The sequence below is a fragment of the Limibacillus sp. MBR-115 genome, assembly GCF_040549425.1.
GTDB lineage: Bacteria > Pseudomonadota > Alphaproteobacteria > Kiloniellales > CECT-8803 > Limibacillus > Limibacillus halophilus.
The window spans coordinates 420,702-440,050 of the sequence record NZ_JBEPTJ010000001.1; the positions used below are offsets into that span (position 1 = coordinate 420,702).

Below are 19,349 nucleotides of genomic sequence, written 5' to 3' on the forward strand. Positions count from 1 at the left end.
CGAGAGGTGAAGGGACCTTTTCTCCAACGAGTCGACCTAGCGCTTCGTAGTGCCGTCCCTTTGGGATTCAGCTTCTTTCTCGTGCTGGTCGGGCAGGTCCCCTTCGGCATGAGCGGCGGTGCCGTGCTGGCACCGCATCTGGCGTTGATTTGTGTTTTCTACTGGGCGGTTCACCGGCCCGACCTGATGCCTGCTTGGGGGGTGTTCTTGCTGGGCCTTTTCCAGGACCTCTTGACCGGCGGCCCTCTGGGCGTGGGTAGTTTTACCCTGCTGTTCGGTTACGGGATCATCGTTTCCCAGCGCCGTTTCCTCGTCAGCTTCGGCGTGCCGCTTCTATGGCTGTCCTTCGCGGTTACCGCCTTCATCGTGATGACGATAGCCTGGCTCGCTTCAATCATATTGATGTGGCGCCTTTTAAGCCCCAGCCAACAGATCTTTCAGTTTTCCATGTCGGTCGCCGTCTACCCCTTGTTCGCCTGGATCTTAGCGCGTACACAACAGAGCTTGATCCGATAGACTGTTTGCCATGGCCAGAAACAGCAACGACCAGGACAGATACCGTAGCTTCACCCGCCGGGCGGCGATGTTGGGGATGGGGCAGCTCGGGTTGTTCTCGTTACTCGCAGGGCGTCTCTATTACCTGCAGGTCGTCGAATCCGACCGCTATGTGATGTTGGCCGAAGACAACCGGATCAACGTACGCCTGCTCGCCCCGCCACGCGGCCTTATCCTAGATCGCTTCGGTCGCGAACTTGCCAGTAACGAACCTACCTACCGGGCCATTGTCGTTCCAGAGCAAACCAACGATCTGAACGCTTTGTTGGACGAGATGAGCCGCTATTTGGAGATATCCGAGGCGGAACGTGATCGGGTGTTGCGCGAAGCCCACCGAAAGAGATCATTCCTCCCGATTACGGTGAAAGAGAACCTGACCTGGGAAGAAGTCAGCCGCATCGAGGTCAACGCACCCGATCTACCCGGTGTCACCATCGAGGCCGGGGAAACGCGAAGCTATCCTTACGGTGTTCCCATGTCGCATATCGTCGGTTATGTCTCGGCGGTTTCCGAGGAAGAACTGACCGGCGACCCCCTACTGGAACTCCCCGGCTTTCGGATCGGCAAAAGCGGTATCGAGAAAAGCTACGACACCGTGCTCCGTGGCAGTCCAGGCAATCGGCAGGTCGAGGTCAATGCCGTCGGTCGGGTCATTCGGGAGCTCTCTCGCCAAGAGGGCGTTGCCGGAAAAGCGACCCGGCTGACGATCGACGCCGGATTACAGGCCTATGCCTATGGCCGCCTCAGCGGTGAGCGCAGCGCGTCTTCCGTGGTGCTCGACGTCGAAACCGGCGACGTTCTAGCCCTCGCGAACTATCCTTCCTTCGATCCCACGCCCTTCACCCGCGGCTTGACCCAGCTAGAGTGGGACAACCTCGTCAAGGACCCCAGCAATCCACTTTCGAACAAGGCGACCCGCGGCGCCTACGCCCCCGGCTCAACCTTCAAGATGATCGTCGCGCTTGCCGCCTTGGAAATGGGAATCGACGCCAAGCAGGAAGCCTTTTGCCCCGGCTATGTTACGCTTGGAAATGCGCGATTTCACTGCTGGAAGCGTTGGGGCCACGGCAAGATGGACATGCATCGCGCCATCCGCCATTCCTGTGACGTTTATTTTTACGAGCTCTCGAAGAAAGTCGGCATTGATCGCATTTCCGAAATGGCCAAGCGTCTTGGGCTCGGCCTCGAAACAGGCATTGATCTGCCCGGCGAGAAAAGCGGCCTGATTCCCACGCGCGGATGGAAAGTCAGCACGATCGGCGAACCCTGGCAGATGGGCGAAACGCTGATCACCGCAATCGGACAGGGTTTCGTGACGGCGACACCCTTGCAGCTTGCCGTCATGACCGCGCGGCTCGCCAGCGGGCTGGAGATCAAGCCAAAGCTGCTGCAAGAGCCAGCCAACCAGGATTTTGAGGGCGACGCGCCACCGGCATCAGCCAGCCTAAACATCCCGGAACGCCATCTGGAGATCGTGCGTCAAGCGATGGACGCCGTGACCAACGACCAGCGCGGTACTGCTTACCGCGCCCGCATTGCCATTGAAGGACAGGAAATGGCCGGAAAGACCGGCACCAGCCAGGTTCGACGAATTTCCATGGCCGAACGCGAGGCCGGTGTGGTCAAGAATGAGGACCTGCCCTGGCGCCGGCGCGATCACGCACTTTTCGTCGCTTACGCCCCAGTCGAGAAGCCCCGCTATTGCTGCTCGGTGGTGGTGGAGCACGGCGGCGGCGGTTCGACGACGGCGGCGCCCATCGCCCGTGACATCCTGATTGAGGCGCAACGCCGCGACCCACTCGGTAAGAGCACTGCCGAACAACTGGCCCGCGCCTCGAAGGAGGAAGGTTGAAGCCATGTCGCTCAGTTTTACCTCCCTGCGCCCGAACCCGCGCCTGACACTGGTTCAAAAGGTCTGGAACATAAGCTGGGGCTTGGTGCTCCTGATCCTTTTGCTGGCGGTGATCGGTGGCGGAATGCTCTATTCCGCAGCCAATGGGAGCTTTGATCCCTGGGCCTCGCGCCAGGCATTGCGCTTCGGTGGCGCCTTCCTGCTGATGATCGTCATTGCCTTGATCGATGTGCGCAAGTGGTACGCGATCAGTTACCTGGGATACTTCGGCGTGGTGGCACTGCTGATCTCGGTGGAACTATTCGGCGAGATCGGCATGGGCGCGCAGCGTTGGATCGACTTGAAGGTTATCCAACTTCAGCCCTCTGAAATGATGAAGGTCGCCCTGGTCATGGCGCTGGCGCGGTACTTTCATGGCCTCAACCTGGAGGATATCGGCCGCCCAACGCGCCTGCTTGTTCCCTTGGTAATGGTTCTGGCGCCGGTCGCTCTCGTACTCAAGCAACCCGACCTGGGAACCGCCCTGACCTTGCTGGCGATCGGCGGCGGGGTTTTCTTCATTGTCGGAGTGCGTCTTTGGAAGTTCGCACTGGTTGTAGCGGGCGCGCTGGCGGCTATCCCCGTGGCGTGGCAGTTCCTGCACACTTATCAAAAGAACCGCGTCCTCACCTTCTTGAACCCGGAGACCGATCCCTTAGGTGCCGGGTATCATATTACCCAGTCCAAGATCGCCCTCGGATCGGGGGGCGTGGTCGGCAAAGGCTTTCTCCAAGGCACGCAGAGCCACCTCAATTTCCTCCCCGAGAAGCAAACTGACTTCATCTTCACCATGCTCGCCGAAGAATTCGGCATGGTTGGAAGCCTGTTGTTGTTGAGCGTCTATCTGGCTTTGATCATTTACGGCTTCGCCATCGCCCTTCGGTCCCATAACCACTTCGGACGCATCCTCGCGATGGGCCTGACCCTGAATTTGTTCCTCTATGTCTTTATCAACACGGCCATGGTCATGGGATTGATCCCTGTGGTCGGTGTCCCCCTGCCACTCATTTCCTATGGTGGCACGGCAATGATTACCGTAATGGCAGGCTTTGGTCTGATGCTTTCGGTATTTGTTCACAGGGACATCCGTATACCGCGCCAGGGCCCCGGTAGTATGGATTGAACGACGTGCCTGAACTGACCCAAACAACCGCCCATTACAACGACCGCTTCTCCAACAACCAAGCCGTCCGGAAATCCAGCGTCCAAGGCCGCAACGGTGCCGTTGTGTCGCAAAGCCGGGTGGCGACAGAAGCTGGACTCAAGGTCTTGCGCGCAGGAGGCAATGCCGTGGACGCGGCGATTGCTACCAGTTTGGCCGTGGGCGTCGCAGAGCCTTGGATGAGCGGTCTGGGCGGCGGCGGCCTCTGCCTGATCTACCGCGCACGCGATCAGAAGATATTCGGCTTTGACTTCGGCATGCGCGCGCCGCGGGCCCTCGACCCTGCCGATTACCCACTGGACCCCGACGGCGGCATGGCTGGTGATCTCTTCGGTTGGCCAAAGGTGGTTGAGGACCGCAACTTGCATGGCGCAACAGCAGTTGCCGTGCCGGGCATGACAGCGGGCTTGGGACTGCTGCACGAACGCTTTGGCAGCCGCTCCTGGGCCAGCCTGTTCGAGAGCGCTATCGCGCTTGCCGACGAAGGATTGCTGGTCGATTGGTTTGCACAGCACCACATCGCGAACAATGCGAGCGGCCTGGTTCGCGACCCGGGATGCCGAGCCATCTTCCTGACACCGGAAGGTCTGCCCCCCGCCCCGGTCGCCGAGCGTCCGCGCTGCCGTAACGAGGCGCTGGCGGCAACCCTGCGGACGTTGGCGGATCAAGGGGCCGCCGCTCTGCACGAGGGTCCGCTTGCCCAGTCCGTCATCGCCGACCTTCAGGCATTGGGCAGCCGCATGACTCTGCAGGACCTGGCGGATACGAAACCGCATACTTATCAACCGGCGCAAGCGCCCCTTGGCCGCGGCCGGGTCTGGGTGCTTCCGGAGTTGAACGGCGGCCCGACGATCCTGCGCGCCCTGCAGTCACTGCAATCAAAGGAGGACCCCTTCAAGGGCGCGGCGCCTGACCCGGCGTTCTTCGTAGCCTTTGCCAAGGCAATGCAGGAGTCCTTTCGCTACCGTCTGGGTGAGCTTGGCGACCAGGAGGGCCGCAGGGGCGTCGAGAGTTGCACCACACACCTCTCGACCGTCGATGGCGAGGGCAACATGGTCGCGATGACGCAAACACTGCTATCGGTGTTCGGCTCCAGGGTCTTGCTTCCCGGCAGCGGCCTGCTCATGAACAACGCCATCAACTGGTTCGATCCACGTCCCAGCGAAGGCAACGGCCCGCGCCCCAACGCGCTGGCGCCCGGCAAACGGCCACTTTGCAACTATGTGCCATTGATCGGCGAGGATGTTGATGGGCGCTTCGCGGTCGGCGGTTCGGGAGGGCGGAAAATTATCCCGGCCGTCGCGCAGCTAGCCGCCTGGCGATTGGGCTACGGCTTGGAGCTCGACACGGCCATGGCACAGCCACGCCTGGATGTAAGCAGCCCGGAGAGCGTCGGGCTCGACCCTCGTATCGGTCAGGATACAATTGAGGCACTGAACAACGCTGGCATTTCCACGCAGGTACTCCGCTGGGGGCCAGCGCCCAACAATTTCGCGATCCTAGGCTGCGCCGAGAGCAGCGACCAAGGCGCCAAGGCCGCCGCCGACCCCTATCATCCCTGGGCCGAAGCAATGGCATTCTGACGTAGCGGAAAGACGCTTCCGGGCTTTTATCGGCGCCGCGTACAGAAACCCTTTGCAAAGCGCCCGCGAATTGCTATCTAAGCGCCCGTTGTTCCCGACACCGTCGCGGACGACACCTCGGTGGGCGCATAGCTCAGTTGGTAGAGCAGCTGACTCTTAATCAGCGGGTCCAAGGTTCGAGTCCTTGTGCGCCCACCAATTAAATCAGCAAATACAATAGTTTACTAATACAGCGCTTCGTTGACACGAGGCGTTTTCCGCTGTGTCCGTTCTAAAATCCTCCGCGGCACAGGAATTCTACCTTCTGGGTGAATAACCAATTTCACTTTCTGCATCCTGAAAATACTCTAAATCCCGTCAGAGAATTGCAAGTTGCTTGGGGCAATCAATGATCGATGGGTTTGAGAACGGTGATTGTACCGAACCTTTTAACCTCCCGGTAATTTTGATCTATGAATTCATCCAACAGAACTACACCGCTACTCACCGCGCTGGGGTTAGGTTCCTGCGCGTCATCCCAACGGCTGTCGCGCACCACGATCGGCGGCCTCTCCTTAAGCAATTCGGCGATTATCTGTGTTTGAACCTCTGCGCTGGTCAGGACGCCAGGGTCGAAATAATACCAGCGCGTGGCGGGCAAGCGCTGAGCCAAGTAATAGAAAGCTACATTGTTGACAAAAATCTTATCGTGACGCCCAACGGCGGAAAAAATGCGATCGCTATCGCGTGTATGTCTGGCGACGTAAGCGGCTGCTTCAAGGTCTTGCAAAGGCCTTTTGAAAAGCCCTATTGAGCTTATCCTCACCGCAGTATCCGGCGCGCCGAGGTAGATTGCTATCGGCGGGCGCATTGGCAGCTTCCAGGTCGACAAGGCCAGCAGCAGTAATGCCATAATTGAGCTGGCCGTCAGGCTGTACCAGCGCCACCGGAGCCATCCAAGTGCACTAGACCGTTGAGACGGAACGATTATTAAAAGAAGCAGCACGACCGACAGTAAAATTGCTGGCAAAGCGTGGACCTCGGAAGTCCGAACCCAGGCCTTGCCGAAAAACAGCAACACGGATGCCGTTAACAAAACGATGAGAAAGGCATCTCGATGCTCACCCAACCGTCCTCGGAAGAATGCCGATAGCAGGTAGGTCGAAGAGAAGAGAAGAGTGAGTGGCGGCAACACCACCAAGATGGCTGCGAGCGGCTGAGCCTCTGGCCCAAAGAAACGCGGAAAGGGAAGTGCGCGCATTTCCGTGTAAATCGTCGCATTATAAACCAGGATGTCCTGCAACGCAGGTGCCAGGATTCCGACCTGATAAAGTCCCAAACAGGACAGAAGCAGGAAACTCACCTGAATCGACAGCGCCTTTAGCAGCTCCTCCCCAGGCACAGATATGAAACTACCCCAAGAAAGCCGGTTGTTGAGGAACAGTAGGCAGTGGCTTCCTAGAACCAAGACGAAGGAAGCTATGCCAACATCATAGCGAGTCAAGAAGCCCAGGACGACAAGAAGACCTACTTCGATGCCCCTGCGTAAATCACCGGTCTGCCGCATAAAGAGGTTTTGCTGGTGGCAAATGAGGACGAGAAAAAGCGTCGAAAGATTGAGTGGGTAAAGCGCGAAGCGATAGGTGATAAGGAGGGTGGCAAATGTGAAGTACAGGATTACCTTGGTCGACCGATAGGGGTGGTCCCGTAGGAGCGCCAAACCAGCAAAGATAATCCCGGACGCCACGATCGCGTCATAGGCGCGCGCGACGTTTGCGTTCTGGCCGAAAAGCGCTGTAACCCAATGGAGAATGTAAAATTGAGCGGGACCATAGCTTGTATAAAAATCCCTGGAGGGAACCTCTCCTGCTGCCACGCGCAAGGCTCTGGTAAGAATAATGCCCTCGTCATGATGATTGAGCATTGCCGGACTAAGCGCGAAAAACATTGCTGATGTTGCTGTAAAAAGGATCAGCGCTCCAAGGAAACGAAACCCATCAAAGATTTCCGCATTTTTATCGTCTGACATGCTCGGGCGATTACTTTTCAACATGCTGAAGTTCTTGTCGGTGGCGGATTTCACAACCCTGCGTCCATGCGGCTATCCCGCAACCACGCCAACCTCAAACTCCAATTTGATGGCGATGGTGGGCCAAAAAAATCAACTTTATCCAAGCTTTCTTCATAAAAAACGATCCTCATGGTCTGTGATTCGTCGGTTTTTTATACCCGTAAAAGAAGAATAAACACATGAAAAACATCAAAAGATTGATTACAAAATTATAATATATTATTTGATTCTTATTAAAAATTATTTTTAAATTAATAGTGGTGCTTGAGTCAACAGAAGATTGCTGCAGACTTTTCTATAACTAATTGAATTATTTATATATTTCAATGTGACACAAGGTTCTTTTCAATGGTTTATATTGCTTCTCCTGGCATCAAGTCAGGAGCGCGCCTCCTTGATCGCATTATTGCAGTGACAATTGGTGTCTTTGCGGCTTTCTACTACCTCTGGTTAATGGATGGCTGGGGATTTCCTGGCCCCATAAGCCACATGGGTGATTTTGCCTACAACTACCTCTTTCTTTCGCTTTTGGATGGTCACCTTTATGTTCCTGTTCGAACGATTGGGCATGAAGGGCACTATGACGCGGAAGGCCGCGCCTTTATGTATCACGGCATCGCGCCGCTGGTGGTCAGGCTGCTTGCCTATCCGTTTGTGGATTTGAAGAGTACGCCGTTGGGTTCCTACACGGTGGGATCGATGGCAATTCTCGGCTCGGCCACCTACAGCTACATCACGATACGGTTGCTGGAATCCGTTTCAAACCTTTCGTCGAGCTTGCGCCTGACACTTACAGCCATGCTTTCCCTTTCGGTATGGTTCGTAGGTGGCGGATTGATCGTTGCAACCAACAGTTCGATTTACCAAGAACCGATCTCGATTGCCTATGCAATGATGGCGCTCTTCATCGCCGTCATCTTTCGTGCGGATTTATCTTTGAAGGGCCTTCGTCCCCACACGTTGATCGTATTGTCGCTGATAGCCGGAGTTACACTCCACGCGCGACCACACTTAGCTATTGGGATGTATGCGACGCTGGTTCTTGTCGTCATCAACCACCTGTATCAGCACTACGTCCTCGCTGGGGGCCTGAAAAAGGCAGTGGCAGCGGATAACCGCTCGCAAGTGGCTCGAACCATTGGCCCGGCATTGCTGGTTTTGAGCTGTTTTGGGTTTCTTTTGTTGTTCCTGAACGCTGCAAGATTCGGCAACGCTTTCGCATCCCAGGGCGGATCGACCGGCGATTCCATCTATGGAGTTATTTATTGGCACGTGGAAGATATAGCAGAATTCAGTATGGCGCCTTTCGAGGAAATGGGGACATTCAATCTGCGAAGAGCTTTACCAAACTTTGTCGAATACTTTGGCGGCGAGGCGTTTATCTCGGTTACCGAGATTCTGGGGGAACTGTTCAAATCTGGATACATCATGAAGGAAAGCCCTTCCTTCGGAATTATCGGTCTCTGGATAACCTGGTCCGCAGTGATTCTTTGCCCGACCTATAGCAGACGTTCGCATTTGAGTGGAACTAAACAACAATTCTTCGCGTTGCTGGCAGCTGGCATCGGGGCAGTGCTGTTACTCAGCTTCCCCGCGGTATCCTTTCGCTACAGGGTCGACCTCTGGCCGGTTTTCTTTGTTCTCGCTGCCATACGACTGCCAGGGATCATTGAATGGTTAAGCGCACAGAAAGAAAAGCGCCGCAGAATCGTCTTGGCGCTCTGTTGCTTATTCACTCTTTACGGCGTGGCCCTTAATTTTCAGATATCAGGTAAGTACTCTGAGTTATGGTTACCAGATGACAGTCTTTGGTCAGCGGAGAAGTGCGTTTTGAAAGCGAGGTCTATGGATTTTTCGAGCGAGAAAATTGCACGGACTTGCAGACTCTAGGCCTTTATTCATTCCTTGAAATCTTGCCTACCTAGAGCCGCGCAGCTAGGACGCGCTCGTCTCGCGCTTGCTTGGCGTACCTGTTTGGAAGACTCCAAGCGACTCAGGCACCAATTCCAGAAGGGTAAATTTACTCCCCGTTCTTCAGTGCGCTTTCGGTATTCAATTCGATGCAGCCAAAGCATTTTGGCCGAGCGCCTGCCGGATGTTTTTTCGTCAACACCCCCATCGGAGCCGCCAGCCCGGACTGCAACACCCGGAGGGGTTTGTTGCGGGATCCGGGGCTGCGGCTCCTGGTTGGCTATTGCAGGCTTTTATTCCGCTGCGGCGCGGCTGGGCGGAGTCCAGCCGAAAGCGGCGAATGCTGCGTCGGTCGGCGTGTTGGCAATATGGTTGACGTAGTTCGACATGACCTTCTGAGCCAGACCGAGGACTACATCCAGCACATGACGCTGGGTGTATCCCGCGTCCAGGAAGGCCTGTACATCCTGTTGACCGACATGGCCGCGTTCACGAACGACTTGGAGAGTGAAGGTCCGCAGGGCTTCAAGCTTTGGATCGGCCAGCGGCGTGTTGTCACGCAAGGCTTTCACGGTCTCGTCGTCAACACCCTGCATCTTGGCGATCGCGCTGTGCGCAGGGACACAGTAGGTGCATTCATGCTCTACATTGATTGCAAGCCACACGACGTTGCGCTCGGCCGTGCTCAGGCTGGTTTTCTGAAACAGCCCATGCAGCTGCTGGTAGGCCTCCAGATGCTCCGGCGATTCCGCCATCACGGCATGAAGGTTTGGAATTCGTCCGAAGCTCTTCTCCGATGCTTCCAACAAACGCTTTGCTTCGGCTGGCGCCGTCTCTTTTGTGTGTAGCGTGAAATCAACCATATCTCTCTCCAATCTATTAAGTTTCCTACAAGCGCCACTCCCGGCGCCCAACTGTCCGTGCCATTTTGTGACGATCGTTCTTTTTTTCAAGAGATGATGGGAAACGTCACTGTCTCACAGGGGGGTTGCAAACTCGGACCTGCGCTGAATTGCAATGTTGTTGTCGCCGATCTTTCGCGCCAGATCGGAACCGAGGGCACTTTCCATGGCCAATCGGAAATCGGAATCCTTCTCGAAAAGCTTCCGCAATTTCTTGACGCTCCAACACAGCACGCGGGGTCCGGCGCTGTCCTCGTTTGAAAGGGCAATCGTGGTGGCGCTGGCGGGACGACCAGCGATGAATCCAATCTCTCCCACGAACTGGCCGCACCCCAGTTGGGCAATCGGTTGGTTCTTCAACGTGACCTGGACACATCCGTCCGCCACGACATAAACGCACCCAGCGAAATGATCCTCACGGGTCAGCCGAAAGCCCGGTTCGAGTGTTTTCCATCGCCCCTGACGCATGAGCCGCTTTGCGGGCTGGCGCGACAGGGCCGGAAAGGCGCAGGCATGGAGTGCCGCTTCTTCCGGCGTGAACTTCCACAACCGCCGCTGATAGATCAATAAAAGCGCGTGTCCCAGGTTGATGACGGTAAAGCCCAGGTACCAGGGCAGGAACTCCCACATCACTTCGGGCCCACGACTGATTGCTACGACGCTGAAGATAAGATAGGAGCCGACAGCGACAAGCCGCAGCCAGAGAATGTCGCGAAACAGATAGGCAAGCCCGGCAACGGCAAAGCCAATGTGCAACAAGGAACCTTCCAAAAACTCAGCCATGGCGATGATATCCCGACAATCGACTTGGAACACGCGCGCTTCAGGAGCTCAGGTGTATCTATGAGGGTTTCACGGTTCCAATGTAGGATCACGGTAAAATGTAAAGGCATCAATAAACGGTGAGCTTTCCGCCGTCGGTCTAGCCTTGTTTCAGATGAGCGGCTGCAGGAACTCCCGGATCAATGCGACGGTGACCTCTGGTTGTTCGAGATGGGGAGCGTGGCCGCAATCAGGTATCAAGGCGCTATTGGCGGAACAACCGATACCCGCAACGATGGCGGCGACCTGAAACGGCGTCCCATACTGGTCTTCCGCACCCTGAAGGATAAGCGCGGGAACCTCGATATCCGGCAAGAAGGCCTCCAGGTTCCAGTCGCGGAAGCCCGCACTGAGCCAAGTATCGTTCCAGCCGTAAAAGGCACAGTCCACATTAGCGCCATGATACTTTTCCAGACGATCGCGCAAATCGCCGGTTTCAAAGGCTTCGCGGGCTTCCCGAATGCCTTGGATGCTCAGCTCTTCGTTGAAAACATGCGCCGCCAAGGTAACGATCGCTTTGACGCGCCCGGCGGCATCGGCGCTCGCATGAATGAGTGCAATGGAACCGCCGTCGCTATGCCCGATAAGAACGGCCTCTTGGACACCCGCTCTGTCCAATACCCTGGGCAGCACCTCCAGCGCCTCGGCGTGTAGATAAGTCGGAGGTCGCGGTAAAGCGCAGGCGTCGGAGCGGCCATAACCCGCCCGACTGTAGACGATGCCACGCACCCCAAGCGCCTGGCACAGTGCCTCGGGAAAGCCCCGCCACAGCGCAACGCAACCCAAACCCTCGTGCAAAAACACCAGCACCGGTCCCTCGGCCTCCGCCTCACCGACCCAGTGGTATTCGAGACGGGTGCCGTCGATGACCATGTGATCTCCAACCATCCGATTTCCCTGCTGCAAAGTCAGAAGGCTATTCGATCAACAACGTCTTTGGCGAGACAGCAATGGTCACACCCGACGCCAACGCGCCAGAAAGTGTTCTCTTTAGCACCGAAATGGTCAGCATCTTAAACCCTCCATCATTTGCTTGAACTGGTATCGACCGCTTCCAAAAGCTTCTACTGCGCGGCCTAGGGCGTATAGTCCGGGGGTGTAGGCAGGCAACGCCCGCTTTTGCGAAGCGACTCTTTCGAATGGCCGTGGAGCGAGAGATTGGACATCAAAACCACCGATACTTTTAATGAATTACGAAAACCGCATAAGCTAGTTTATAGAAAGACTGAATGTAATGTAGGTAACAAGGGAACCAAACGCACTGAAGGAAATTTAGACTTTTTGTGAGTATAATTGGGCAATATCCGCATCTTGTTTTCTTGATGCACTCTCGTTCATTCAATATTCCACCTGCTCTTCAATTTACAGCCTTCCGTCGAATACTCAGACACAGGATGGACACCGCAAAACTACAATCTTGACGCACACAGCCTCGGATCACGCCGTTAGTTTCTCCCAAATCCCCACGGCCCTTGATCAGAGGTTGGAATGTTCAAAACGAAAGCGACTTCATTGCTGGCGGTTCTGGTGTTGGCCATTCAACTGCCCCTTTTGGCGAGCATCACACTGGCACAAACTCCCGATGCGTTAGCTCCCCAACTAGATCAGCTTGAGCAATCTCTCCAAGAGGCGCAGACCCGTATCGAGCGCCCCTGGGCATGGCGTGGCGCTCTTCCTAATGTCCGCAAAGAGGTCACCGCAATCATCACAGAGGCTGATCGCTTGCAACTGGCAGCGCAAGAACTGGCCGTAACTCAAAAGCAACTCCTTGAGGCTTTGGGTCCAAAGCCGGAGGAAGGAGCAAAGGAAGCCGAGGATATCGTCAACCGGCGTTCCATGATCGAAGAAAAGCTGTCGCTGCATGAGGCGGATACTAAACGCGGGCGCCTGCTTAAGGCTCGCGCTGGCGAACTTCGTGACACCATAGATGATATGATCGCCCAAGCCCGAGCCCGCAGCTTGCTGGATCGCGAGCGAAACATACTCGAGCCTAGTTTCTGGCTCGATACGGGGGAATCGCTGCGCAAACTGTCCGATCACGCGGCGACCGACGAACGACCCAGTCGCAGTCTCCCGGAGTTCTCTCCCAGGGTTTTTGCTTTGATTCTGGTCGGTTTATTGTTGGCCTGCGCCATTGCAAGGGCTGTATCACGCTCGGGATTCGCGAGCGATTCAAGTAGCGAAGCCAGGAGATTCCTGCGGGCAATTGCCGCGGCGCTGCCGGCCGTTCTGCTGGCTATCGTAATTGATGGTTTGCGCCAAGCCGCCGTGATCTCGGTTACGCTTGGCGATATTCTGGTGATTGGCGCGACCAGTCTCGGCCTTGTAATGTTCGCGACCGCCCTGGCGCAAGGTGCTGCCGAATCCTTTACATTAAATCCGTCTCGCCGGAGCTGGCGCCTGTTCGTCGCCATCGCCTCGACCATCGGCCTGATCTTTTTCCTCAGCCGAATGAATGGGGCGGTTCTCCACGCGCCAGGTCTGTTCCCCGCAGGGCAGTTTCTGCTTGGGTGTCTGATATCGCTGTTGGCGCTGGCAGTGGCACAGCGCCGCCTTTTGGAATCCGGACAGCAAAGTTCCCGCAGCGGCACCAGCCTGCTGGCTGCCGCCAGGCATAGCCGGGCGCGGCCTTGGCTCACCCTGCTACGCCTTGCCACCTGGGTTGTCTTAACGGTCTGGATCGCCTACCCCGTTTTGTTCGCGCTCGGCTACAGGAATCTGTCCGACTGGCTGTTGTTCGGCACCAGCGGAACCTTGCTTGCCGTCATTACCTGCCTGTACCTCGCTCTTGCCTACCGCCTCGCTTGTGATCGCTTCGTCATGCGCGTCCTACGCCCTTTCATGCTGACGCACATGGGGCGTCGTCTCGGCTTTAAGCGAAGCCGCCTCTTGCGGTTCTGGACGATCACCATGCTTGACCTCCTGATGCTACCCGCGGCGATCGCGTTGCTAGCGATGATCTGGGGTTTTGATCTGTATAGGCCCGTCGAGTGGCTGCAGGCCTTGGGCGAGGAGATCCGCATCGGCAGCATGGTACTGACGTTGCAAGACGTTGCCTGGGCATTGGCGTTAGCCGTTATTCTCCTGCTGATCACCAAAGTTGTGCAGAAAGTCCTGGAGCAGCGGATTCTACCTTCACTGGATGTGTCGGAAGGGCCGAGCAGCGCTATGGTCAGCATGACGGGATATCTGGGCGTTGGGCTGGCGCTCGTTGCCGGTTTGGCTACCTTACAGATCGATTTCAGCAAGATCGTGGTTGTTGCCGGGGCCCTGTCGGTGGGTATCGGCTTTGGCTTACAGCACGTAGCGAACAATTTCATTTCCGGCCTCATCATGCTGATCGAGCGCCCGGTCAATGTCGGTGATTGGGTCGTCGTCAACGGCCAGGAAGGCATGGTCCGCCGTATTAGTGTGCGTGCCACGGAGATCCAAACATTCCAAAAAGCCTCCGTTCTGGTTCCCAATTCGGATCTTGTATCCGGCACTGTCACCAACTGGACCTTGAAGGACCGCACGACTCGAATCGAAATCCGCATCGGTGTTTCCTTTGACTGCGATGTGGAACTGGTCGAGCGCCTCCTGCTCGATTGTGCGGGCAGTCACCCCGACACCTTAAGCGAGCCTCCCCCGCGTGCCGTGCTGTTCAACTTCGGTGAGAACGCGTTGGAGTTCGAGCTATGGGCTTACATCGATACGGCTGAAGTAACCCGCAAAACGATGGTCGAGAGCGATATTCGCAAGCGCATCATCTGCGCCTTCAACAGCCATCAGGTTCCCTGGCCTGTGGCACAACGGGATGTCCACGTCACCCACACCAACGCTGCTTGGACGCAAAGCCCGTCGCTGGCGAAATCCGGTTTCTAACAACCCGTCAATTCATGTGTCGGGCCACAGAATGGTCACAGCGATCCTTCCCCGCTGTCACGGCGGAACTGCCACATTGAAGCTACGGAGGCGCCCACTAGGCGCCGAGAAGAAACGATGGAGAAGCACAATGTACAGAACCCTGGCGCTCACGGCATTCATAACCCTGGCGGGGGTGGGCTTAGCCGAGGCAAGCCACACTGATTCATCCTTGCCGATCAAAGCAGCGCAAGCAGACGAGGACGCGGCACAGGAAACCAGCACATCTGTTGCCGTGTTGCCGACGGCGCGAAACGCCAGAGCCATTGACGGCCTAACCCTGGCTGACGTCGCAGCAAATGTGAAGTGGCGGCGCAAAACCTTCACACGCCTCGTCACCTGGAACAATTAAGGGAACCAAAAGCTCGCCGCATTTACCCGGAGTCTAAAGAATGTACCGCAGACACCTGAAGGCTCTCGCGCTCTCGGTCATGCTTACCGCTTTAACGTCGCAAAGCGCGTCCGCCAGCGATCATGAAGCAGATAAAGTGTCGCGCGACGCGTACGAACAACGCATGAGCCGCCAGCTTGAGCAGTATCGCGCTGCATCAAGTGGCCGCAGTTTCTCGTCGGACCTCGCGAATGCCTGGGGGGCCGTCCAGCGGGACTGGGGCAATCTTATTGAGGCTACCGAAGAGAACTGGCAGGAAGCGCAAAAAAAGATGGATGATGCTTGGTCGTCGTTCGAGAAAAACTGGGATGCCGAAACCAGCGCCACGTCGGAAACCGCTAAAACCTCTAAAGCTGTTGAACAGTAATCCGGCACCCGCGCTGTAGTCCGACCGGTTAGCCCCGGCGGACCAAAGGAAAACGCAGCTCGACGGCAAAGCCCCCTTCCGGGCGGTTGCGCGCGACAACCCGCCCGCCCATAACCTCGACGTTCCGCCGCACCACCCACAGCCCGATACCGAAGTTTCCATGCGTGGAGGTTCGCTCCTCCCGGCTGCTGTAGTATCGCTCGAAAATACGGTCCAAGTCTTCTGGAGGCACGCCTGGACCTTCGTCAATCACGGCTACAACGGCTTCACCGCCGACTGTTTTCGCCGAGAGAAGAACCCCACCTCCTTCGGCTGTGAAATCGCCAGCATTCTCTAATAAATTTTCCATGCAGACTTCCAGCAGATCGCTGTTGGCCTTGATGCGAAGTGAGTTCGCAATCTTGGTTTCCAGCTTGATGCCGCGTGCTCCCAGCACCTCGCGGAAATCGTCAGCCAGATTGACCAGCAAGGGCGCTACGTCAATGGGCTGCAGCGAGCGATCCATGATCTCGGCGGTCGCCTCCTCAATCTTTCGTGCCGCGCTGATGAGAGAATCGAGCCGGTCGACAGACTGCTCGATCAAGCGCACCGCCCTTTGGCCGCTTTCATTATCTTCGGCCACTGCGCGCCTGACGCGCTCATTGGCCTGCGAGATCACGGCCAGCGGGCCTTTGAACGCATGTGCATTTTCCTCCGCTGCCTGCCGGATCAGATCTTCGGATCGTCGCAAAGTGGCAACCAGGTCATCGAACTCCTGTACCACGCTCTGCAGTTCTGGGATTTGGTTACGTTCGGCAAAGGACAGGTTCTGCCCCCTACCGGCCCGAATGGCGCGTGCGGTTCGCCGGAAACGATGCAGATTGCGCCAGACATCGGCCAACGTGACCAGCACGATCACGGCCATCAACAGGTAGATCGCCAAGGCCAGCTTGATCTCGGTACGGCCCCAGTAGCTTTCCTCGATCGACGCATCCAAAACCTGGTTTGGCGCCTGCGAAGTCAGGACAACCCAACAACCGTTTTCAACCAGCCTCGAACGAACGAAAGTCAGCACTTCATTGCCGCCGGCTGCATTTACGTACCGTACCGCCAAGGACTGTTCGCCACCGCAAGAGCGTGCAAACTCAGCCAGCAAGCCAGTACCGACAATCTCCGCGCGCTCCTCCTCGAAGGCCGCACCGGCAACAGGCGGATGCATCGCCACCAAGAAAAAGCCAGCGTCTGGCGCATCCTCCTTGGGCGCTGGGCGAAACAACAATTTGATCTTGGCCCCTTCGGCAGCCAAACGCGGTAACAGCGCATTGATCTGCTCTGCTTTCTTTGGGGAGAAGTCCGTGAGAAGCGGAAACAGGGCCTCGGCGATCAAACGGCCTTTATCTTGCACGGACTGCAGCAACAGTGCGTTGCGCTCGTCATCCACCGACCGCAACAGGCTGAAAATCAGCAAGGGGACCGTGGCGAAGATGACAAGCGTGACAATCATCTTGCTGGCAAAAGAGCGTCTGACATGAGACCACCAACCGCCGCCTAGCTGCCTGACTGTCTGCATTAGGTATTGTCCACGGTGTTCCAACGGTAGCCAAATCCGGGGTAATTCTCGATACAGTCAAAATCCGGATCCAGGTCGCGGAATTTCTGGCGCACGCGCTTGATCGCCGACCGCACGTTGGCACGGTATCCTTCGCCGCCGAAGCCAGCTTGAAAGCCTCGGCCACGCACCACATCATAGATCTCACGGTATGAAACATCCTTGCCGCGACGGCCGGCGAGGACTTCGATGATGGCAAACTCGGTCAGCGTCAGTTCCAGTTCCTGATCACGCCAATACCCCCGGCGCGAGGCGCTGTCGAGCCGCAAGGCACCGAGATTAAACTCGCTAGCGACGTTGGTCTTTTTAGGCGCGTCGGCACCGGCTGCGGCTTCACGCCGATCCAGTATATTTTCAACCCGTCTTAGAATTATGGAGAAACTTCGTGATTTTTCGACGAAATCGACCGCCCCTCCCAACAGAGCCGCTTCCTCATAGATTTGGTCACTCAGCACTGTCAGAAAAATGACCGGCAGTTCAGGTCGCTGCGTCCGCAGTTGACGCAGCACCTCGATGCCATTCATCTCCGGCATCTTCCAATCCAGGAGAACCAAATCGGCCGAGGCGCCGTCCGAAAGAGCAGAAAGAAAAGCCTTCCCGGCATCATAGTCCGTTACTTCATAACCGGATTCGATCAGGTTTTGAGCGATGGACTCTCTGAACAGAGGATCATCGTCAACGATCGCTATGCATGACCTGCGACTTTGGTCGTTGTCATCCAGATCTGGCGATTTTCTCTTCATGGAGCGCTCCCGCACAACTTGAAACATCACGCTCTTTCGGCTCGGCCTCGTAGGTCAACACCCGATAGGCGTTCGCGTTGACGTCCATATAAAAGAACAGAGCCAACCCACAGTCGCGACCCGCATAACGCCAGATGACTGCTGGCGGGTCTTGGGATACTGACGCCGGCTTGCCGAAGAGCTTTTCGGTCTGCGCCTCGGAAAGACCGATAAGGCTTGCCTCATTGACAGTTTGTGTCTGACCCGTGGCCTGCTCACTCTTGGTTGGCTTTTCAGGTGGCGGCGTCGTTACCTTGGCACCCGCGGACCCCGTACCGGCCGTTGACTGTGCCTTGCTGCTGCCCGACGGCAGACGCGACACCAGATCATCGATACGGCTTTTGTCACACCCTGCCAGGACCGCTATCAGGCCTAGGCACGGCAAAAGTTTCACAATACCAGATCTGGCTACGGTCATACCTCGGCACCACAAGGATCAGAAGCTGCAATGCTACTTCAGTCCTGTGGCGCCGAGAAAGGCTTTTAGGTCAACTCTTTCACCCCGAGTGCTTCAGCGAGCGCCGTTTATCACCCCGGGACATGCCAAACGTCGTCATCACCCCGGCAAGCCAGGCGCTCGTATCGCTCGTCGTCGCCACCCGCCTGGATGACGTAACGTCGGCAGACTCGCCCATCGTCGGCCGAGTAGGTTGAAATTGGCCGAAGCGCGTAACTGCGTCGCGTTTGCGTATTCTCCCAGCGGATCATCTCGCCGTCCTTGAGGCGGGTCAGACCCTGTGCCGTGCAGGCACGGTCAACCTTATCCACTTCGCGACCGAGATGCCCACCGATTATGGCGCCTAGCACGGCACCGCCGATGATCGCAGCCGTTCGCCCGGAACCCTTGACCGTCGAGCCAATCGCACCGCCTGCGACCGCGCCTATGGCAGCGCCAACGGCATCGCTGTTGCAGCGGAAAAATTTGCCGTCGACCCGGTCGATATAGGCCACATCGTGATGGTGCTTGTCGTGTTTGGCACGCCAACCGTGTGCCGGCGCCCAGGGGGGCGGGTCGGCCAGCGTCGGCGGGACAGTTGTGAAGCCGATGACAAGCACCGCCACCGCTGCGCAAACCCGGCGCGTCGCGGTGCGTTTACTATGCATTCCAGCCTCAGACATTCTTTTCTGCTCCTCATGTGTTGAAGGTAAAAGGCAATGCTGTCTGGCATTCCCTAGTTGGATTTTCCTTCGTGGTAGAGGTAGCCCGCCGCCGTACCGATGGCGCCACCAACAACCGCGCCGCAAGCCACACAGCCGCCGGTAATTACTGTAGCCGCAGCACCTGTGCCGGCACCGATAGCACCACCGCTTAGCATCCGCTGCTCCTTGGTGTTTAGCCCAGAACAGGCGCTAAGGCCGAGGGCCGCAACCATCAATCCTACCGTCGCGATGCGTTTCATCTTCTTTTTCTCCTGTTCCTGTCTGGCCGCCATGGGTCAGGT

Annotated in this window: 17 protein-coding genes and 1 tRNA gene; 9 read left to right on the plus strand and 9 right to left on the minus strand. The window is 56.8% G+C overall.

Annotated features, from left to right (window positions below; all coding sequences use genetic code 11):
* The first annotated feature begins 6 nt into the window (after positions 1–6).
* The 5 genes from mreD (at position 7) to ABIE63_RS01995 (ending at position 5,389) form a co-directional block, all read left to right on the plus strand.
* Positions 7–516 (plus strand): rod shape-determining protein MreD, encoded by a 510-nt coding sequence (gene mreD / locus ABIE63_RS01975; RefSeq protein ID WP_354502366.1) that lies wholly within the window; start codon positions 7–9, stop codon positions 514–516.
* A 10-nt stretch (positions 517–526) separates the two neighbouring features.
* Positions 527–2,407 carry a penicillin-binding protein 2 gene (gene mrdA, locus ABIE63_RS01980; protein ID WP_354502367.1) on the plus strand — a complete coding sequence of 627 codons (1,881 nt, stop codon included), beginning with the start codon at positions 527–529 and terminating at the stop codon, positions 2,405–2,407.
* Between the two features lie 4 nt (positions 2,408–2,411).
* Positions 2,412–3,569, plus strand: a complete 1,158-nt coding sequence (gene rodA, locus ABIE63_RS01985; RefSeq protein ID WP_354502369.1) for a rod shape-determining protein RodA — start codon at positions 2,412–2,414, stop codon at positions 3,567–3,569.
* A gap of 5 nt (positions 3,570–3,574) precedes the next feature.
* Positions 3,575–5,191: a gamma-glutamyltransferase gene (locus tag ABIE63_RS01990; RefSeq protein WP_354502371.1), complete on the plus strand. Its 1,617-nt coding sequence runs from the start codon at positions 3,575–3,577 to the stop codon at positions 5,189–5,191.
* A gap of 122 nt (positions 5,192–5,313) precedes the next feature.
* Positions 5,314–5,389, plus strand: a tRNA-Lys gene (locus tag ABIE63_RS01995).
* Between the two features lie 187 nt (positions 5,390–5,576).
* On the opposite strand, the gene ABIE63_RS02000 is transcribed toward ABIE63_RS01995, so the two are convergent.
* Complete coding sequence (locus tag ABIE63_RS02000; protein WP_354502373.1) at positions 5,577–7,199, minus strand: hypothetical protein; 1,623 nt, start codon at positions 7,197–7,199, stop codon at positions 5,577–5,579.
* A gap of 390 nt (positions 7,200–7,589) precedes the next feature.
* Here ABIE63_RS02000 and ABIE63_RS02005 point away from each other — a divergent pair, with 390 nt between their 5' ends.
* Positions 7,590–9,131 (plus strand): hypothetical protein, encoded by a 1,542-nt coding sequence (locus tag ABIE63_RS02005; protein WP_354502375.1) that lies wholly within the window; start codon positions 7,590–7,592, stop codon positions 9,129–9,131.
* A gap of 314 nt (positions 9,132–9,445) precedes the next feature.
* Here ABIE63_RS02005 and ABIE63_RS02010 read toward each other — a convergent pair whose 3' ends face one another.
* From ABIE63_RS02010 to ABIE63_RS02020, 3 genes are all read right to left on the minus strand, one after another.
* Positions 9,446–10,015: a carboxymuconolactone decarboxylase family protein gene (locus ABIE63_RS02010; protein ID WP_354502377.1), complete on the minus strand. Its 570-nt coding sequence runs from the start codon at positions 10,013–10,015 to the stop codon at positions 9,446–9,448.
* A 114-nt stretch (positions 10,016–10,129) separates the two neighbouring features.
* Complete coding sequence (locus ABIE63_RS02015) at positions 10,130–10,837, minus strand: cyclic nucleotide-binding domain-containing protein (RefSeq protein ID WP_354502379.1); 708 nt, start codon at positions 10,835–10,837, stop codon at positions 10,130–10,132.
* Between the two features lie 150 nt (positions 10,838–10,987).
* Positions 10,988–11,764 carry an alpha/beta hydrolase gene (locus ABIE63_RS02020; protein WP_354502381.1) on the minus strand — a complete coding sequence of 259 codons (777 nt, stop codon included), beginning with the start codon at positions 11,762–11,764 and terminating at the stop codon, positions 10,988–10,990.
* 600 nt (positions 11,765–12,364) lie between these two features.
* Here ABIE63_RS02020 and ABIE63_RS02025 point away from each other — a divergent pair.
* The 3 genes from ABIE63_RS02025 to ABIE63_RS02035 all read left to right on the plus strand — a co-directional run bounded on the left by ABIE63_RS02025 (position 12,365) and on the right by ABIE63_RS02035 (position 15,537).
* Positions 12,365–14,740 (plus strand): mechanosensitive ion channel domain-containing protein, encoded by a 2,376-nt coding sequence (locus ABIE63_RS02025; RefSeq protein ID WP_354502383.1) that lies wholly within the window; start codon positions 12,365–12,367, stop codon positions 14,738–14,740.
* A gap of 130 nt (positions 14,741–14,870) precedes the next feature.
* Positions 14,871–15,131: a hypothetical protein gene (locus tag ABIE63_RS02030; RefSeq protein WP_183415550.1), complete on the plus strand. Its 261-nt coding sequence runs from the start codon at positions 14,871–14,873 to the stop codon at positions 15,129–15,131.
* Between the two features lie 40 nt (positions 15,132–15,171).
* Complete coding sequence (locus ABIE63_RS02035; RefSeq protein WP_354502385.1) at positions 15,172–15,537, plus strand: hypothetical protein; 366 nt, start codon at positions 15,172–15,174, stop codon at positions 15,535–15,537.
* A gap of 28 nt (positions 15,538–15,565) precedes the next feature.
* Here ABIE63_RS02035 and ABIE63_RS02040 read toward each other — a convergent pair whose 3' ends face one another.
* The 5 genes from ABIE63_RS02040 to ABIE63_RS02060 form a co-directional block, all read right to left on the minus strand.
* On the minus strand, positions 15,566–17,086 hold the full coding sequence (locus ABIE63_RS02040; protein ID WP_354502386.1) for a HAMP domain-containing sensor histidine kinase: 1,521 nt from the start codon (positions 17,084–17,086) through the stop codon (positions 15,566–15,568).
* The gene (locus ABIE63_RS02045; protein ID WP_354502388.1) at positions 17,086–17,868 is read right to left on the minus strand and encodes a response regulator transcription factor; all 783 of its coding nucleotides are present in this window, start codon (positions 17,866–17,868) and stop codon (positions 17,086–17,088) included. Before ABIE63_RS02045 ends, ABIE63_RS02040 begins: the two co-directional genes overlap by 1 nt.
* Positions 17,840–18,325: a hypothetical protein gene (locus ABIE63_RS02050; protein WP_354502390.1), complete on the minus strand. Its 486-nt coding sequence runs from the start codon at positions 18,323–18,325 to the stop codon at positions 17,840–17,842. The genes ABIE63_RS02045 and ABIE63_RS02050 overlap by 29 nt, the downstream gene beginning before the upstream one ends.
* 110 nt (positions 18,326–18,435) lie before the next feature.
* Entirely contained in the window at positions 18,436–19,026 is a 591-nt protein-coding gene (locus ABIE63_RS02055) for a glycine zipper domain-containing protein (RefSeq protein WP_354502392.1), read from the minus strand.
* Positions 19,027–19,079: 53 nt separating this feature from the next.
* Positions 19,080–19,307: a hypothetical protein gene (locus ABIE63_RS02060; RefSeq protein WP_183415556.1), complete on the minus strand. Its 228-nt coding sequence runs from the start codon at positions 19,305–19,307 to the stop codon at positions 19,080–19,082.
* Between the last annotated feature and the right edge of the window lie 42 nt (positions 19,308–19,349).

Bases quoted from the DNA above. Each gene is read 5' to 3' on its own strand.
- ABIE63_RS02000 (WP_354502373.1), bottom strand. From the start codon at position 7,199: ATGTCAGACGATAAAAATGCGGAAATCTTTGATGGGTTTCGTTTCCTT.
- ABIE63_RS02015 (WP_354502379.1), bottom strand. From the start codon at position 10,837: ATGGCTGAGTTTTTGGAAGGTTCCTTGTTGCACATTGGCTTTGCCGTT.
- ABIE63_RS02035 (WP_354502385.1), top strand. From the start codon at position 15,172: ATGTACCGCAGACACCTGAAGGCTCTCGCGCTCTCGGTCATGCTTACC.
- mrdA (WP_354502367.1), top strand. From the start codon at position 527: ATGGCCAGAAACAGCAACGACCAGGACAGATACCGTAGCTTCACCCGC.
- ABIE63_RS02045 (WP_354502388.1), bottom strand. From the start codon at position 17,868: ATGAAGAGAAAATCGCCAGATCTGGATGACAACGACCAAAGTCGCAGG.
- ABIE63_RS02050 (WP_354502390.1), bottom strand. From the start codon at position 18,325: ATGACCGTAGCCAGATCTGGTATTGTGAAACTTTTGCCGTGCCTAGGC.
- ABIE63_RS02055 (WP_354502392.1), bottom strand. From the start codon at position 19,026: ATGTCTGAGGCTGGAATGCATAGTAAACGCACCGCGACGCGCCGGGTT.
- ABIE63_RS02060 (WP_183415556.1), bottom strand. From the start codon at position 19,307: ATGAAACGCATCGCGACGGTAGGATTGATGGTTGCGGCCCTCGGCCTT.
- ABIE63_RS02005 (WP_354502375.1), top strand. From the start codon at position 7,590: ATGGTTTATATTGCTTCTCCTGGCATCAAGTCAGGAGCGCGCCTCCTT.
- ABIE63_RS02025 (WP_354502383.1), top strand. From the start codon at position 12,365: ATGTTCAAAACGAAAGCGACTTCATTGCTGGCGGTTCTGGTGTTGGCC.
- rodA (WP_354502369.1), top strand. From the start codon at position 2,412: ATGTCGCTCAGTTTTACCTCCCTGCGCCCGAACCCGCGCCTGACACTG.
- ABIE63_RS02010 (WP_354502377.1), bottom strand. From the start codon at position 10,015: ATGGTTGATTTCACGCTACACACAAAAGAGACGGCGCCAGCCGAAGCA.
- ABIE63_RS02020 (WP_354502381.1), bottom strand. From the start codon at position 11,764: ATGGTTGGAGATCACATGGTCATCGACGGCACCCGTCTCGAATACCAC.
- ABIE63_RS02040 (WP_354502386.1), bottom strand. From the start codon at position 17,086: ATGCAGACAGTCAGGCAGCTAGGCGGCGGTTGGTGGTCTCATGTCAGA.
- ABIE63_RS02030 (WP_183415550.1), top strand. From the start codon at position 14,871: ATGTACAGAACCCTGGCGCTCACGGCATTCATAACCCTGGCGGGGGTG.